The sequence below is a fragment of the Allobosea sp. NPDC055332 genome (genome assembly GCF_053645455.1).
Genome location: NZ_JBSHMO010000003.1, coordinates 878,991 through 893,888 on the forward strand (window position 1 = coordinate 878,991; position 14,898 = coordinate 893,888).

14 protein-coding genes are annotated in these 14,898 nt (G+C 67.1%); 10 read left to right on the plus strand and 4 right to left on the minus strand.

What is annotated here, in order from left to right:
- Positions 1-23: 23 nt before the first annotated feature.
- Both ACWIGM_RS20430 and ACWIGM_RS20435 read left to right on the plus strand, forming a co-directional pair.
- The gene (locus ACWIGM_RS20430; protein ID WP_454027776.1) at positions 24-1,328 is read left to right on the plus strand and encodes a YeaH/YhbH family protein; all 1,305 of its coding nucleotides are present in this window, start codon (positions 24-26) and stop codon (positions 1,326-1,328) included.
- A gap of 11 nt (positions 1,329-1,339) precedes the next feature.
- The gene (locus ACWIGM_RS20435; protein WP_454027777.1) at positions 1,340-2,884 is read left to right on the plus strand and encodes a SpoVR family protein; all 1,545 of its coding nucleotides are present in this window, start codon (positions 1,340-1,342) and stop codon (positions 2,882-2,884) included.
- 111 nt (positions 2,885-2,995) lie between these two features.
- Here the strand turns inward: ACWIGM_RS20435 and ACWIGM_RS20440 are convergent, their stop codons facing one another.
- The 3 genes from ACWIGM_RS20440 to ACWIGM_RS20450 form a co-directional block, all read right to left on the minus strand.
- A complete protein-coding gene (locus ACWIGM_RS20440) occupies positions 2,996-3,307 on the minus strand; it encodes an NIPSNAP family protein (RefSeq protein WP_454027778.1) in 312 nt (103 codons plus the stop codon).
- 17 nt (positions 3,308-3,324) lie between these two features.
- Positions 3,325-4,278: a 2-hydroxyacid dehydrogenase gene (locus ACWIGM_RS20445; protein ID WP_454027779.1), complete on the minus strand. Its 954-nt coding sequence runs from the start codon at positions 4,276-4,278 to the stop codon at positions 3,325-3,327.
- Between the two features lie 93 nt (positions 4,279-4,371).
- Positions 4,372-5,226, minus strand: a complete 855-nt coding sequence (locus tag ACWIGM_RS20450) for an IclR family transcriptional regulator (RefSeq protein ID WP_454027780.1) — start codon at positions 5,224-5,226, stop codon at positions 4,372-4,374.
- A gap of 218 nt (positions 5,227-5,444) precedes the next feature.
- On the opposite strand from ACWIGM_RS20450, the gene ACWIGM_RS20455 reads away from it, so the two are divergent.
- From ACWIGM_RS20455 to ACWIGM_RS20485, 7 genes are read left to right on the plus strand one after another with little or no spacing between them, the layout of a single operon-like run.
- Entirely contained in the window at positions 5,445-6,443 is a 999-nt protein-coding gene (locus ACWIGM_RS20455) for a 2-hydroxyacid dehydrogenase (protein ID WP_454027781.1), read from the plus strand.
- Positions 6,440-7,168 (plus strand): RraA family protein, encoded by a 729-nt coding sequence (locus ACWIGM_RS20460; protein ID WP_454027782.1) that lies wholly within the window; start codon positions 6,440-6,442, stop codon positions 7,166-7,168. Before ACWIGM_RS20455 ends, ACWIGM_RS20460 begins: the two co-directional genes overlap by 4 nt.
- 8 nt (positions 7,169-7,176) lie before the next feature.
- Positions 7,177-8,073: an SMP-30/gluconolactonase/LRE family protein gene (locus ACWIGM_RS20465; RefSeq protein WP_454027783.1), complete on the plus strand. Its 897-nt coding sequence runs from the start codon at positions 7,177-7,179 to the stop codon at positions 8,071-8,073.
- Between the two features lie 34 nt (positions 8,074-8,107).
- The gene (locus ACWIGM_RS20470; protein ID WP_454027784.1) at positions 8,108-9,046 is read left to right on the plus strand and encodes a Bug family tripartite tricarboxylate transporter substrate binding protein; all 939 of its coding nucleotides are present in this window, start codon (positions 8,108-8,110) and stop codon (positions 9,044-9,046) included.
- 46 nt (positions 9,047-9,092) lie between these two features.
- The gene (locus ACWIGM_RS20475) at positions 9,093-9,566 is read left to right on the plus strand and encodes a tripartite tricarboxylate transporter TctB family protein (protein WP_454027785.1); all 474 of its coding nucleotides are present in this window, start codon (positions 9,093-9,095) and stop codon (positions 9,564-9,566) included.
- Between the two features lie 9 nt (positions 9,567-9,575).
- Positions 9,576-11,075 carry a tripartite tricarboxylate transporter permease gene (locus ACWIGM_RS20480; protein ID WP_454027786.1) on the plus strand — a complete coding sequence of 500 codons (1,500 nt, stop codon included), beginning with the start codon at positions 9,576-9,578 and terminating at the stop codon, positions 11,073-11,075.
- Positions 11,076-11,079: 4 nt separating this feature from the next.
- On the plus strand, positions 11,080-11,874 hold the full coding sequence (locus tag ACWIGM_RS20485) for an HpcH/HpaI aldolase family protein (protein ID WP_454027787.1): 795 nt from the start codon (positions 11,080-11,082) through the stop codon (positions 11,872-11,874).
- Between the two features lie 54 nt (positions 11,875-11,928).
- On the opposite strand, the gene ACWIGM_RS20490 is transcribed toward ACWIGM_RS20485, so the two are convergent.
- On the minus strand, positions 11,929-12,945 hold the full coding sequence (locus tag ACWIGM_RS20490; protein WP_454027788.1) for an SMP-30/gluconolactonase/LRE family protein: 1,017 nt from the start codon (positions 12,943-12,945) through the stop codon (positions 11,929-11,931).
- A gap of 207 nt (positions 12,946-13,152) precedes the next feature.
- On the opposite strand from ACWIGM_RS20490, the gene ACWIGM_RS20495 reads away from it, so the two are divergent.
- Positions 13,153-14,895: a methylmalonyl-CoA mutase family protein gene (locus ACWIGM_RS20495; protein WP_454027789.1), complete on the plus strand. Its 1,743-nt coding sequence runs from the start codon at positions 13,153-13,155 to the stop codon at positions 14,893-14,895.
- Positions 14,896-14,898: the final 3 nt, after the last annotated feature.

Here is a 14,898-nt window from a genome sequence, read left to right on the forward strand (position 1 = left end):
AACAATCCCGGCTGGAGCGAACCATGCCGATCTTCATCGATCGCCGCCTGAATCCGAAGGACAAGAGCCTCGGCAACCGCCAGCGCTTCCTGCACCGGGTCCGGGCGGAGCTGAAGCGCAGCGTCCAGGAACAGATCCGCTCCGGCAAGATCGCCGATGCGGATGGCGAGCATGCCGTCTCGATCCCGGCGAAGGGGACGAGTGAACCGAGCTTCCGCGCCGCTGGTGACAGCGGCCGGCGCCAGCATGTCCTGCCCGGAAACAAGCAGTTCTCGCCCGGGGACAAGATGCCGAAGCCCGGCCAGGGCAGCGGTGCGGGATCGTCACCCGGCCTGCAGGATTCCGAGGACGATTTCCGCTTCGTGCTGACCCGAGAAGAGGTCCTCGACCTGTTCTTCGAGGATCTGGAGCTTCCCGACATGGTCAAGCTCAACCTCAAGGAGATCCTCGCCTTCAAGCCGCGGCGGGCCGGATTCTCGACGAGCGGGTCGCCGACCAACATCAGTGTCGCCCGCACCATGCGCAACAGCCATGGCCGCCGCATCGCTCTCCAGCGGCCCAAGCGCGCCGAGGTCGAGGCCATCCTCGCCGAGTTGGCCAGGATCGAGGCCGATGGGCCGGGCGCGGCCAGCGCCGACATCGCGGCGTTGCGCGCCGAGCTCGACCGGCTGGAGCGTCGGCGCCGGGTGATCGCCTTCGTCGATCCCGTCGACATCCGCTTCAATCGCTTCGACGCGCAGCCCCAGCCCAATGCGAACGCGGTGATGTTCTGCCTGATGGACGTCTCCGGCTCGATGGGCGAGCGCGAGAAGGATCTGGCCAAGCGCTTCTTCGTGCTGCTGCACCTGTTCCTGAAGCGGCGCTACGACCGCACCGACATCGTCTTCATCCGCCACACCCACACGGCGCAGGAGGTCGACGAGGAGACCTTCTTCTACAGCCCGCAGAGCGGTGGCACCGTCGTCTCCACCGCGCTGGAGGAGATGCAGGGCATCATCGCGAAGCGCTATCCCAGCAGGGAGTGGAACATCTACGCCGCCCAGGCCTCCGACGGCGACAATCTCGCCACGGATTCCGAGCGCTGCCTGCACATGCTGGACGATGAGATCATGCGCCTTTGCCAGTATTTCGCCTATGTCGAGATCATCGACGAACGCGAGAGCGAGATCTTCGGCTCCACCGACAACGGCACCTCGCTCTGGCGCGCCTATCTCACGGTCAAGGAGCGCTGGCCCAATTTCGACATGAGCCGCATCGCCAAGGCCTCCGACATCTATCCGGTCTTCCGCCAGCTCTTCACCCGGCAGCCGGCCCGGCCGCGCAATTGAGGGGAGCGCCGATGCACAGGCAAGCGTCCCGAGCCCAATTGCTGTTCTCCGGTTCCGACTGGAATTTCGGGACCTTGTCGCATGCCTACGACGTCATCGAGGCGGTGGCGAAGGAGGAGCTGCACCTCGACATCTACCCGGTGCAGATGGAGATCATTTCCTCCGAGCAGATGCTCGACGCCTATTCCTCGATCGGCATGCCGCTGATGTATCGGCACTGGTCGTTCGGCAAGCACTTCCTCCATCACGAATTGCTCTACCGCAAGGGCGGCCGCGGCCTCGCCTACGAGATCGTCATCAATTCCGATCCGTGCATCGTCTATCTGATGGAAGAGAACACCATGGCCCTGCAGGCCCTGGTGACGGCGCATGCGGCCCTCGGGCACAACCATTTCTTCAAGAACAACTACCTGTTCCGGCAATGGACCGATGCCGACGCGATCCTGGGCTATCTCGATTTCGCCAAGGGCTACATCAACCGCTGCGAGGAAAGGCACGGCGTCTCCGCGGTAGAGGCAATTCTCGACGCTGCGCACGCCCTGATGGACCAGGGCGTGTTCCGCTATCGCCGCCCGCCGAGACTCTCCTCCGACAAGCAGCGCGAGGGCCTGCGCGAGCGGCTGGAATATGAAGAGCGCTCCTACAACGATCTCTGGCGCACCGTCCCGCGCCCGGCGGACGGCGGCAAGGTGCCGGTGGAGGCGATCGCCGAATGGAAGAAGGCGCTCAATCTTCCCGAGGAGAACCTGCTCTATTTCCTCGAGAAGAACAGCCTGATCCTCGAGCCCTGGCAGCGCGAGATCCTGCGGATCGTCCGGGTCATCGCGCAGTATTTCTATCCGCAGCGGCAGACGCAGGTGATGAACGAGGGCTGCGCCACCTTCGTGCATTACACGGTGATGAATGCGCTGTTCGACCGTGGCCGGATCAGCGAAGGCGCCATGCTGGAGATCCTGCGCAACCATTCGAACGTCATCTTCCAGCCGGGCTTCGACGATCCCCGCTTCTCCGGCATCAACCCCTATGCGCTCGGCCTCGACATGATGCAGGACATCCAGCGCATCGCGACCGAGCCGACCGCAGAGGATTGCGACTGGTTCCCCGAGATTGCCGGAACAGGCGATTGGCGGGCGATCCTGCTCGACGCCTGGGCCAACCACCGCGACGAATCCTTCATCCGCCAGTTCCTCAGCCCGGCCCTGATCCGGAAATGGCGGCTGTTCACGCTCTCCGACGTGGCGAACGAGTCGTTCTATAGCGTCGCCTCGATCCATAACGAGCGCGGTTACGCGCAAATCCGCGCCGCTTTGGCCCAGAGATACGACATCGGCGCCAGTCATTCGGACATCCAGGTCGTGGATGTCGACCTGCTCGGCCAGCGGCACCTGCGCCTGCAGCACAAGGTCCGCGACGGCATCATGCTGGAAAGCGGCGGCTGCGATGCGACGCTGCGCCATGTCCAGAGGCTCTGGGGCTATGAGGTCAGCCTCGAAGGCATCGATGCGCAGACGGGGACTGCGGTTTACGAACGATCCAGCCGCGAGCTTGCGGACTGACCATTCCTTGTTTGAGACGTCGCGCTCGACCCGTGTCTCGCAACGGTATCTGAGGGGTCGCGCCCGCCTTCGAAGAGAGCCCTCGACATCGTCCTGAAAACACGCCCGCGATCACTGCGGGCTGAACGAGGCATAACGCATGATCTTGACGTCCTGCTGGACGAAGGTGCCGCGATTGCCGCGCCGGAATTCGTGCCAGGCCGGGTCGGCGTCGAGCTTTGCCCGCCGCTCCTCGCGATCGGCGAGACTGTCGTAGACCCAGATGTAGAGGACCTCGTTCAGCCGCCCGATCTCGCTGACAAAGACGCCGAGCAGGCGACCAAGATACTTCTGCTGCACCGGCAGCCCGTGCTGCCGGTAACGCTCGAGATATTCGTCGGTCCGCCCGTGCTCGACGACATAGGTCCGGTGCTCGATGATCATGGCGGCGGCAATCCTGCTCAGGCTGATGGCTCGGGTGGGGTCAGAACGGCGCCGGTCGAAAAGAAGGCGTCGAGATTGGCGATGACCAGCGCTTCCATGCCGCGCCGCGTCTCGTGCGTGCTCGCGGCGATGTGCGGCAGCAGGACCACCCTGTCGCTGTCGCGGAGCTCGGCCGGCACATTCGGCTCGTCGGCATAGACATCAAGGCCCGCACCGGCGATGCGCCCTGCCGCCAAGGCCTCGACCAGCGCCGCCTCGTCGACGACGCTGCCCCGCGCGACATTGACGAGGAAGCCGTCATGGCCGAGCGCCTCGAGCACGGCGGCCGAGACAAGATGGCGCGTCGCCGGGCCGCCGCTGCAGGACAGAACCAGAATGTCAGCCCAGCGCGCCAGCTCAATCAGGTCCGGGACGAAGCCATAGGGCACATCGGGCTGCCGGCGCCGGCCGAAATAGCGGATATCCATGCGGAAGCCGGCGGCGCGGCGCGCGATCTCCCGGCCGATCTTGCCGAGGCCAACGATGCCGAGGCGCTTGCCCGTCGCCTGTGTCGCCAGCGGAAAGGCTCCGGCCTTCCAGCGGCCATCGCGCACGAAACGATCGGCGTTCACGAGCCGCCGGGTCGTCGCCAGGATCAGCCCGAAGGCCGTATCGGCGACGCAATCGTTGAGAACGTCCGGCGTGATCGCGACCTGGACGCCGAAGCGGGCGGCCGCCGCCAGATCGAGCTTCTCGGTGCCGACGCCAAAGGAGGCGACCACTCCGCCGGGGATCGCCGCGAACAACTCCGCAGAGCAGGCATGGCGCGCCATGGTGACCGCGCCGGCGAACGCGCCGTGATGGCCGGCGAGGAAGCCGGCCGGATCGGCCTCCTGCCAGAGCGGATGAATCGAGAAGCGTTCGCGCGCGGCCTTGGTCAACCCTGGCGGCAGCGGGCCGATTTCAAGAAGTTGGGGTGTTGAACTGGGCATGGTGTGTCGCGCCTCGACATCGGAAAAGCGTCCGCTGCGCACCGGTACGGGCAGTCAGTGCCCTGCCCTCGGCGCCTTGCGGCGAAAACGGCCTCAGGCGCGCAGCAGAGCGAGGTACCGCTCCGCGATGCGCTGCCCGAGTTCGGCGAGTTCGGCGGCCGCGCGTGCCTCCACCTCGGCCGAGAGCGCCGCGGTCGGGATCGTGCGGGCGAGGCTGCCGACGACGCGCGAGCCGTCCGGCGGCAGGATCGGCACCGCGACGCCGCTGAGATAGGGCGTGATGCGACCATGGCTGGTGGCGTAGCCGGCGCGCCGGATCGTCGCCATGGCGCGGCGGAACTGGTCCCAGCTGTCGCCGAGGCCGGCCGCTGCGATCTCGCCGGGGCTGCGCAGATAGATCTCGCGGATGCGATGGGCCGAGAGATAAGGCAGCAAAGCCAGCGAGGCCGCGCCCTGGAACAGCGGGAACGGCAGGCCGCGGGCCCGGCGGATGATGACGCGCTTGCCGTCATGCTCCAGTGCGTCGGGCCCTTCCTTGAAGATGCAAAGCACCTTGTCGCCGTAGAGGCAGTGCAGCAGCAGCGCGCTGTTGTCGCAAGGCTGTCCGTGCAGCACCTCCTGCCCGGCCCGGTAGAGCGGATCGGTGAGCGCGACCAGGCGCTCGAGCTCGATGATACGCGCGCCCAGGCCGTAGCTGCCGTTCGAGGCCGGGCTGAGCAGGCCGACATCGCTGAGTTCCTTGAGGTAGCGATAAGCCGTCGAGCGGCTGCAGCCGAGCTGGGCGATGATCTCCTCGACCGCCACCAGCGGCGTCGCCAGCGAGAACATGTCGAGCACGCTCAAGGCCCGGCCGAGGCTGCTCAGCAGCGACTCGCCCTCCTTCGCAGCGCCCTCGCCAGGCTCGGCGACATCCTCGATCGTCTCGACCAGGAAGGCCTCGTTCGACACGTCCTGCCCTTTCACATCAAATCCCATAATACGAGATCAATTCTCTCATTTGAGAGCTAACAGAGCTCCTTCGCTTTGCCAAGAGAAACAAAATCCGCGCCTTTCCAAAGCCTTATGAGCTAAGCTCACACATACTTCAACAAATCTCACATTGCAGGATAATTGACGAAGCTCTCATTGTAGGACAGCATCCCGTCCATTCGAGAAGGATGGACGGGGTGGAGATCGCCTTTCTGACGCCGGTGATGCCTGAGGTGCGCGCGGCCATCGTCGCCTGCGCCCAAGCGGGCCAGCGTCTGCGTTTCGCGGACAGCGAGGCGCGCCAGCAGCAGCTCGCATTGGTGCGGACCGCCGAGGTGATCGTCTCGGCCGGCTCGATGGTCGATGCCGGCTTGATCGCCGGCGCTGAGAAGATCCGGCTGATCCAAAAATGGGGCATCGGCGTCGACAAGATCGACCTAGACGCCGCAAGGGCGCGCGGCATCCCGGTCGCGATCACCGCCGGCGCCAGTGCCGGGCCGGTGGCGGAGCATGCGCTCGCCCTGATGCTCGCGGTCTATCGCCGCCTGCCGCTTGCCGATCGCCAAATGCGGGCCGGCATCTGGCAGCCCCAGCAATTGCGCGTCGCTTGCCGGCAGATCACCGGCAAGACGGTCGGTTTGCTGGGCTTCGGCAATATCGCACGCCTGCTGGCGCACCGGCTGCGCGGCTTCGATGTCGAGATCCTCTATCATGACATCAGGCGCGCCGACGCCGTGACCGAGCGCGGTTTCGGCGCCCGCTATGTGCCCTTCGACACGCTGCTCGAACGCAGCGACATCCTCAGCCTGCATCTGCCGCTGACCGATGAGAGCCGCGGGATCATGAATTCCGCGGCCTTCGCGCGGATGCGCCAGGGCGCCGTCCTGATCAACACCGCCCGCGGCAGCCTCGTCGACGAAGCCGCGCTGCACGAGGCATTGCTGAGCGGGCGACTTGCCGGCGCCGGGCTCGATACTTTCACGACCGAACCGGTGGGGGCCGATCATCCGCTGCTCGCGCTCGACCAGGTAGTGGTGACGCCCCATTCGGCCGGCAGCGTCTTCGACAACATCCCCAACATTGCCGGGAATGTGCTCGACAACATCGCCCGCTTCGCGCGCGGCGAGCCGCTTTCGCCGGCCGACATCATCGTTCCGGCCGGGCTTCCTCCAGCTCCCGCAGGCGCCTCTCCATGACCAAGCCCCTGACTGGCCGCGTACCGCCCGAAGCCATCCGGCGGACCGGATTACCGCGCCTGCCGCCCGATCTGCTGCAGCGCTATGGCGCGCTCTCCGACCTGACCAGCGCGGTCTCCGACGCAATGGACAATCTCGGCCTGTTCGGCGCGATCCCGGCCTCGACGCTGGCGCCGACGCTGCCGAGCGGCCGCGTCGTCGGCCAGGCCGTCACCGTGCGCAATGTCGAGCGCCCGCACAGCGCGACGGCGGCTGCCGCGAGCCGGGTCGGCAAGATGGGCGAGCACGAGGCCTACAACCAGGCCGAGCCCGGCGACGTCGTGGTGATCGAGGGCCTGACCGGGCTGTCGAACATGGGCGGCCAATCGGCCGCCGTCGCCCACCGCGCCGGCTGCACCGGCGCCGTCATAGACGGCTCGTTCCGCGACCCCGATTCCTCGCGCGAGCGCAATTTCCCGATCTGGTCGCGCGGCGTCACGCCGATCACCGGCAAATGGCGGCTGGAGACGGTCGAGATCAATGGCCGGGTCCGCATCGCCGGCGTCTCGGTCGATGCCGGCGACCTCGTGGTCGCGGACGAGGCCGGCATCGTCTTCGTACCCTTCGCCGAGGCGGAAGCCGTGCTGCGCGAGGCGGAGAAGATCGACGCCGGCGACAACCGCCAGAAGAGCGACATCGCCGCCGGCATCGACCTGAAGACGCTCGCCGCCACCAAATACAAATGAGGCCGACCATGAACGTGGAAGACGACGTTGAGATCCGCTGCGTCGTGCAGAGCGCCGATATCCTCGGCGAGACGCCGCGCTGGTGCGAGCTGACGAAGCGGCTGTGGTGGGTCGATGTGCGCCGGCCGGCGCTGCAATCCTATGACCCGGCCACCGACAAGCACGAGGCCCGCCGGCTGCAGGCCGACCTGATGATCGGCTCGATCGCGCCGCGCGAGGCCGGCGGTTTCGTCATGGGCACCAATAGCGGCATCTATGTCTACGATCCCGCGACGAGCGAGCCGCCCAGGCGGATCGCCGATCCGGTCGGCGACGTCCCCGGCATGCGGCTCAATGACGGGCGCTGCGATCCGCGTGGTCGCTTCTGGGTCGGCAGCATGCATGACCACAACCGTGTCCCGGTCGGCGTGCTCTACCGGCTCGATGCCGACCATGGCTGCCGGGCGATGCATGACGGCTTCGTGCTGCCGAACTCGATCGCCTGGAGTCCGGACGGTGGCACGATGTATTTCGCCGACACGCACAACCAGACGAGCTTCGCCTTCGACTACGATCTGGACGAAGGCACGATCAGCAATCGGCGCGTCTTCGCCGACTGGACGCATCAGCTCGGCCGGCCCGACGGCGCGACCGTCGATGTCGAAGGGTATCTCTGGACCTGCATGGTCGCGACCGGCCATCTCGTGCGCCAGGCGCCGGACGGCAGCGTCGACCGGATCATCCAGCTGCCGGTGACCAATCCGACCTGCCCCGTCTTCGGCGGCAAGGACCTCGCCACGCTCTACATCACCAGCCACTCGCAGCGCCTGGCGCCGGAGACGCTCGCGGTCGAGCCGCTCGCCGGCGCCCTGCTGGCGCTCGACGTCGGCGTGCGCGGCCTGCCCGAGCCGCGCTTCGCCGGCTGACACAGCAATAACGACAGTCCCGGGAGGACAAACCATGCATCGGATCATCAAGGCCGTCGCGCTCGCCGCGATCCTGGCGACGCCGGCCAAGGCGGCCGAAACCATCAAGCTGCTCGTGCCGTTTGCGGCCGGCGGGCCGACCGACCTGTTCGCGCGGATCATCGCGCCCGATCTCGGCAAGGAGCTCGGCGGCACGGTGATCGTCGAGAACCGCGGCGGGGCCGGCGGCACGATCGGCACCGCCGCAGCGACCCGCGAGAAGGCGGACGGACGGACGCTCCTGCTGACGACCTCAGCGCTGGTGCTGAGCGCCGGCACGATGGCCAGTGTGCCCTATGACGCGCAGAAGGACGTCGAGCCGGTCTATCTGCTCGGCGAGGTGCAGACGATGATCGCGGTGCGCCCGTCGCTCGGCGTCAACGATCTCAAGGGTCTGGTCGAGAAGGCGAAGGGGACGAAACTCAACTACGGCTCGACCGGCAGCGGCGGCACCATGCATCTCGGCGCCGAGCTCCTCGCCAAATCGGCCAAGGTCGCGATGGAGCAGATCGCCTATCGTGGCGCGGCTCCCGCCCTGACCGACCTGATCGCCGGCTCGGTCGACTTCGTCAACGCCGACGTGCCGATCCTGCGCCAATACGTCAAGGACGGCCGGCTCAAGGGCCTCGTCATCTTCGACACCAAGCGCTCGGCGCTGCTGCCCGAGATCCCGAACGCGGTCGAGGCCGGCATGCCGGACCTGATGCTGACCAACTGGTACGGCGTGCTGATGCCGAAGGGCGCTGCGCCCGCGCAGAAGCAGAAGATCGCCGACGCCATCGCCAAGGTGGTCAAGCAGCCGCAGATCGCGGCGAAGCTCGCCGATAACGGGCTGACCGACCCGCAGGACACCGCCGCCTTCAAGGCGCGGCTCGACGCCGACTTCGCGCGCTGGCTGCCATGGCTGAAAGCGAACGGCATCCGTGCCGAGTGAGGCGTAGGCCTCCGACGCCTGAATTGTCGACATCGAGACCCATGACATGAGCAGCAGAGCACCCGGGCGCATTGCCGGCAGCAAGGATCTCTGGTCCGGCCTGATCTTCATCGGCTTCGGCCTGCTGGCGATGGCGCTGGCCCGCGGCTATGCGATGGGTCATGCCGGGCGGATGGGGCCGGGCTATTTCCCGACCGCGCTCGGCGGCGTGCTCGCCTTCATCGGGCTCGTCCTGGTCGTGCAGGCATTCCTGTCGTCGGGCGAGGCGGTAACGGGTCTGGCCTGGCGCAAGGCCGCGCTCGTGCTCGTCGCCAGCGGCCTGTTCGGCGTCACCGTCGAAGGGCTCGGCCTTGCGGCCTCGACCGTGCTGCTGGTGATGATCTCGGGTCTCGCCAGCGAGCAGTTCCGGCTCTGGCCCTTCCTTGCCTTGGCGATCGGACTCTCCGTCTTCAGCGTGCTCACCTTCGTCACGCTGCTCGGGCTGCCGATCCCGGCTTTCGGCCCCTGGCTTGGCTTCTGAGGCGGCGCGATGGAACTCTTCGACAATCTCGCGCTCGGCTTCTCGACCGCCTTCACCCTGACCAATCTGTTCTATTGCCTGATCGGTACGATCCTCGGCACCGCCGTCGGCGTGCTGCCGGGGCTCGGCCCGCTCGCGACCATCGCGATGCTGCTGCCGGCGACCTTCGCGCTGCCGCCGGTGACCTCGCTGATCATGCTGTCCGGCATCTATTACGGCGCGCAATATGGCGGCTCGACCACGGCGATCCTAGTCAATCTGCCCGGCGAATCCTCTTCGATCGTCACGGCGCTCGACGGCTATGCGATGGCCCGCAATGGCGAGGCCGGCAAGGCGCTGGCGACGGCGGCGCTCGGCTCCTTCTTCGCCGGCTGCGCCGCGACACTGCTCTTGGCGCTGTTCGCCCCACCGCTCGCGGTGGTGGCACTGACCTTCGGGCCGGCCGAATACTTCTCGCTGATGGTGCTCGGCCTCGTCGCCTCTGTGGTGCTGGCCAATGGCTCGGTGCTGAAGGCGGTCGGCATGATCCTGCTCGGCCTGCTGCTCGGGCTGATCGGCCTCGACGTCAATTCCGGCATCCCACGCTTCACCTTCGGCATGCCGCAGCTCTATGACGGGGTGAACTTCGTCGTGGTGGCGATGGGCGTCTTCGGCCTCGGCGAGATCATCCACAATCTCGAACAGGGCGAGGCGCGCTCGATCATCTCGCGCAAGATCGGCGGGCTGATGCCGACGCGGGCCGACCTCAAGCGCATCGTCGCGCCGGTGCTGCGCGGCACCTTCCTTGGCTCGGCGCTCGGCATCCTGCCGGGCGGCGGCGCCATGCTCGCCTCCTTCGCCGCCTATGCGCTGGAAAAGAAGGTCTCGCCCAACCGGGCGCAGTTCGGCAAGGGCGCGATCGAGGGTGTGGCGGCGCCGGAAGCGGCCAATAATGCCGGCGCGCAGACCTCCTTCGTGCCGATGCTGACGCTCGGCATCCCCTCGAACCCGGTGATGGCGCTGATGGTCGGCGCCATGGTGATCCAGGGCATCCAGCCGGGCCCGGCGGTGCTGACCGAGCAGCCGACGCTGTTCTGGGGCATCGTCGCCTCGATGTGGATCGGCAACGTCTTCCTGGTCCTGCTCAACCTGCCGCTGATCGGCCTGTGGGCGCGCATGATCATGGTGCCCTACCACTACCTCTTCCCGACCATCCTGGTGTTCTGCGCCATCGGCGTGTTCAGCCTGAGCAACAGCAGCTTCGACATCCTGCTGATGGTCGGCTTCGGCTTCTTCGGCTATCTCTGCGCCAAGCTCGGCATGGAGCCGGCGCCGATGCTGCTCGGCTTCATCATCGGCCCGATGATGGAAGAGTACCTGCGGCGAGCCCTGCTGCTCTCGCGCAGCGATCCGATGGTCTTCCTGCAGCGGCCGATCAGCGCGGCCATGCTGGCGATTGCCGCCCTCCTCCTCGTCCTCGTGCTGCTGCCCTCGCTGCGGAAGAAGCGCGCCGAAGCCTTCCAGGAGTGAGCCCGTGGATAGCGACCTGCCGCGCAATCGCGTCAAGGAAAGGCTGGCGCGCGACGAGATCGCCGCAACCATGGCGGTGCGGCTGGTGCGCGGCGTCGAGATCGCCCGCATCGCCGCCACCGCCGGGCTCGACTCGATCTATGTCGATCTCGAGCATGCGATGTTCGGCGCCGAGACGACCGGGCAGATTTGCCTCGCAGCGCTCGACATGGGCATCACGCCGCTGGTCCGGCTGCCCGCGAACCGGCCGGAGCACATCGCCCGCGCCTTCGAGGGCGGCGCGATGGGCATCATCGCTCCGCATGTCCGCTCGGCCGAAGAGGCGCGTGCGATCGTCGACGCCGCCAAGTTCGCGCCGCTCGGCTCGCGCGGCGTCGCCAGCCTGTCGCCGCTGACCCACTTCCGCAGTTATCCGAACGCTGAGGCGATGGCCTTCATTAACGCGCTGACAATGGTCATCGTGATGATCGAGTCCGGCGATGGCGTCGCGCAGGTCGAGGAAATCGTCGCGGTCGAGGGCGTCGATGTCGCCTTCATCGGCGCGGTCGATCTCGCCGCCGATCTCGGCATCCCCGGCGAGTTCGACCACCCGCGACTGCACGAGGCGATCTCGACGGTGATCGCGGCCTGCCGGCGCGCCGGCAGGCATGCCGGACTCGGCGGGCTCGCGGCACGGCCCGATTTGATGAAGACCTATGCCGCCATGGGCGCCCGCTTCATCTCGACCGGGGCCGACTTGAATTTCCTGCTCGGCGCCGCCCAGCAGCGGGCGAAGGCCGCGCACGCACTGCTCGCCTGACTACCGCCGAAGCGAGTTCCACAGCAACGGAAGCGCGACCAGACGCCCCTCCCTTCAGCCGCCGGCGACGCCCTGCGTGTTGACGTAGAGCGAATAGACGCCGCGGCCGGTGACCATGAACAGCCGGTTGCGCTTGGGGCCGCCGAAGCAGAGGTTCGCCGCCCGCTCCGGCAAGGCGACCCTGCCGATGCGCTTGCCCTCGGGCGAGAGCACCAGCACGCCGTCCACGCCTTCCTTGACCGCGCCATAGGCGCACCAGAGATTGCCATCGATATCGCAGCGAATGCCGTCGGGCGCCTCGCCCTCCCCGCAGCTGAAGAACACCGAGCCGTTGGCGAGTTTCGTGCCATCGTCGACGACATCGTAGACGCGGATGCTGACCGGCTTTGAGACGGAATCGACGACGTAGAGCTTCTTCTCGCCCGGCGAGAAGCAGAGGCCATTGGGCGCAGCGACGTCGCTGGCGACGACGCTCGCCTTGCCCGAGGGGTCGACCCGGTAGACGTTGTTGGGCAATTCCGGCGTCGCCTTGTCGCCGGAATAGTGGCCTGAGATGCCGAAAGGCGGATCGGTGAACCAGATCGCGCCATCCGAGGCGACGACGACGTCGTTGGGCGAGTTCAGCTTCTTGCCGTCATAGCTGTCGATCAGCACGGTGACGCTGCCGTCATGCTCGGTGCGGGTGACGCGCCGGCCGTGCTCGGCGGCGATCAGCCTGCCCTGGCGGTCGCGCGTCAGGCCGTTGGCGTAGTTGGCCGGCCGCCGGAAGATGCTGACCGCGCCGGTCTCCTCCTCCCATTTCAGGATGCGGTTGTTGGGGATGTCGGTCCAGAGCAGGAAGCGCCCATCGCCGAACCAGACCGGGCCTTCGGTGTAGCGGGTCTCGCCGGTCGCGATGCGCTCCACCGCAGCGAAGAACACCATGTACTTGGCAAAGCTCGGATCGAGCGCCTGCACTGCCGGATCAGGGTAGCGCGGGCTCGGCTGCCAATCCGCGCCCGCCGCCTGCACCCACCCGTTCGCTGCGATTGCGCCGGAGCCGGCCAGCACCTGCCGTCGCGAAATGCCCATGGCGTCCATCCTCCGGTCGTGCCGTTGCGCTTCCAACAATCCCGCACGCTCTTTGTCGCGCTTTCTGCTTTACTATGATATCAAAATCGCTGATACAGCAATAGTGAATGCTATTGTTAGCGCAATGAGCAGCTTTCACAGGGAGAAGCCGGGGAGGTCCGCTCGCGGCGCGGTAGCGCCGGCGACGACGCCTTGCGGGAGAACGCCATGACGAGAATGCTGGCCAGCCGCCGACGTGACCTGGACGTGGACGTGCCGAACGAGCCCGCCGGACAGCGCGCTGCCTCAGCCGGGCTGGTCGCCGAAGAAGCGCGCTGGCGGCGCGAGACCTTCGCGCCGGATGCGGCCCGGGCCGAGCGGCAGCGGAACTTCGTCACCGATTGCGGCCTCGAGGTGAAGCCGCTCTACACCCCGGCGGATCTCGACGCGATCGGCTTCGACCATGCCGCCGATCTCGGCTTCCCCGGCGAATTCCCCTTCACTCGCGGCGATCGCGGCGCGATGAACCGGGGCGAGCCCTTCGTCGTCTCGGCCTATTCCGGCTTCGGCGAGGCTGAGCGCTGCAACCAGCGTTTCCGTACCCTGATCGACTGGGGCGCCGAGCAGATCCTCGTCGCCTTGGACCTGCCGACCCAGTGCGGCTACGATTCAGACCATGCCATGGCGACGGCCGAAGTCGGCCAGGTCGGCGTCGCCGTCAGCTCGCTCGCCGATATGGAGCGGCTCTTCGACGGCATCCCGCTCGACAGCATCAAGCGCGTCGGCACGCTCGGCAATTCGATCGGCCCGATCGTCCTGGCGCTGTTCGCCGCGCTCGGCGAGAAGCAGGGCATCCCCTGGTCGAACTACGTCGTCAACCTGCAGAACGACCCGCTCAAGGAATACATCGCCCGCGGCACCCAGATCCTGCCGGCGGAACCGGCGGCCAAGCTCGCCTGCGACGCGGTCGAATGGTGTATCGACAATGCGCCGAACTGGTCGCCGATGACGGTCTGCGTCAATCACATCAACGCCGGCGGCGCCGGCTCGAGCCTCGGCACCGCGATCGCCCTTGCCAACGCCCACTACTATCTCGACGACCTGCTGGCCCGCGGCCATTCGATCGACGAGGTCGCGCCGCTGCTGCACATGTTCGCCGACGAACGGCACGACTTCTTCGTCAGCGTCGCCAATCTGCGCGCCCTGCGGCGAATCTGGGCGCGGCGCATGCGCGAGCGATACGGCGCGACGCTGCCTGCCGCGATGGCCCTGCGCCTGACCGTCTACGGCCATGGCCAGGAGTCACTACAGGAGCCGCTCAACAACATCTCGCGCATCGCCTTCGGCACGCTCGCCTATGTGCTGGGCGGCGCGTCCTACGTCTACATCGCCTCCTATGACGAGGCGGTCTCGACCCCGGGCGAACAGTCACTCAAGGTCGCGCTGCGGACCCAGCAAGTAATCGCCAGCGAGCACGGCTTCGCCGACACGGTCGATCCGCTCGGCGGCTCCTATTATGTCGAGAGCCTCACACACGGCGTCGAGCGGCAGATCCTCGATGCGCTCGGCATGATCGAGGAGAAGGGCGGCGCCCTCGCCGTCATCCGCGACGGCATCGGCCGGCGCCTGATGACCGAGGGCGCTGTGCGCCGGCAGAAGGCGATCGACAGCGGCCAGCGGCCCTGGGTCACGGTCAACCAGCGGCCGCAGAAGCCCGATGTCGCCAACACTGCCTTCCGCATCGATCCCGGTGCCGCGGTCGATCAGGTGGCACGCCTGCAGCGCGTCCGCGCCGCACGCGACGAGGCCCGCGTCAGCGCAGCCCTGGCGGCGGTGCGCGAGGCGACGGCGTCCGGCGCCAATGTCACGCCTTCGGTGCTCGAAGCGGTGCGGGCCTATGCCACGGTCGGCGAGATCGTCGAGATCTGGCGCGACATCTTCGGCCATTTCTCTCCCTCGACCGAATTCTGAGCC